The 949-nt window shown below is 46.5% G+C and carries 1 protein-coding gene; it reads right to left on the bottom strand.

The features are described from left to right. Window positions 1-100: 100 nt before the first annotated feature. Window positions 101-949: IS256 family transposase (locus tag B4W65_RS17055; protein ID WP_088656363.1), on the bottom strand; the 849-nt coding region annotated here is incomplete at its 5' end.

Genomic DNA, 949 nt, shown 5'->3' with positions numbered 1-949 from the left:
CTAATCGTTTTTATGTTCCAATGGTGCAAAGCATCGCCATCGTTTTGTTGGTCACCACAAAACTAATGAAAAATATTGAATTCCTGTTATTGTCAATAAATTAATCGAAAAGTTTAAATCTATCCGGAAAAAGGATAGCCAGTTGCTGGGCTGTCTGTCCCCAATCTTTCAAGGGCATAGTCCACTTTTTACGTATATTACGGTAGGCCAGATAAACCAGTTTCTCCAACGCCGTGTCGTTTGTGAAAACCCCTTTGTTTTTTGTCACCTTGCGAATCTGACGATGGTATCCCTCCACCGTGTTGGTGGTATAGATCAGTCGCCGGATGGCGTCAGTATATTGGAAATAGGCTGATAGTTTATGCCAGTTGTCCCGCCAGGATTTTATCACCAGTGGATATTGTTCGCCCCAGTTCAACTCCAGATTGTCCAGCTCCACTTCTGCCTGTTCCTTGCTTACAGCCTGATAAACGGGCTTGAGATCCTTCATGAAGGCTTTTTGATACTTGCTGGCAACATATTTAAGGGAGTTGCGCACCTGATGCACAATGCAGCTCTGAACGATGGTTTCCGGGAACACACTATTGATCGCATCGGAGAAACCGGCCAGATTATCCACACTGGCTATTAAAATATCCCGTACTCCCCGTGTTTGTAAATCAGTCAGTACCGAGAGCCAGAAATTGGCACCTTCACTCCTGGAAATATACATTCCCAGCAGATCCTTATGCCCGTTGCGGTCAACGCCGAGCACATTGTAAATGGCGCGGGTAACCGGTCGGTTTTTATCATCCATGACCTTGTAGTGGATGGCATCCATCCATACTATGGGATAGACTGAATCAAGGGGACGGGTACGCCAGGATTGAAGTTCAGGCAGCACCCTGTCGGTAATGGCGCTGATTGTATCGGCTGAAACCCGATTACCCAGGTTCTCCTCCATCCAGTC

It is taken from the genome of Geofilum rhodophaeum (assembly GCF_002210225.1).
Lineage (GTDB): Bacteria > Bacteroidota > Bacteroidia > Bacteroidales > Marinilabiliaceae > Geofilum > Geofilum rhodophaeum.
Note: the sequence above shows the minus strand (reverse complement) of the source record. Positions and strands in the feature narration are given on the sequence as shown.